A 229-nucleotide genomic window follows, 5' to 3' on the forward strand; every position below is an offset into this window, starting at 1 on the left:
CGGCAGGTTTCCAGCGCGGCCAGCACGAAGCGGCGCGCATCGGTCTGGTCCCGGCCGCCTTCGCGCTCTGCCTGCTCGATCAGCGCCCGCGCGTCATCGGTGAAGATGCGGCGGCGCACGAGGATGCGCGCGGATTCGTCGCGCAGGGCTTCGTCTGCGATCAGTTCCAGGCGCAGCAGCGAGGTGAACACGCGGAACGGGTTGGCGGCCAGCGCCGATGCGGTGCGCG

The 229-nt window shown here is 71.6% G+C and carries 1 protein-coding gene; it reads right to left on the bottom strand.

The annotated features are described in order from the left end of the window. On the bottom strand, positions 1 to 229 hold a 229-nt coding region (locus ACQG3P_RS25585), incomplete at both ends, for a 2-oxoadipate dioxygenase/decarboxylase family protein (RefSeq protein WP_426806607.1).

This window comes from Stenotrophomonas sp. SrG (genome assembly GCF_050031795.1).
In the GTDB taxonomy this organism is placed as follows: Bacteria; Pseudomonadota; Gammaproteobacteria; order Xanthomonadales; family Xanthomonadaceae; genus Stenotrophomonas; species Stenotrophomonas rhizophila_A.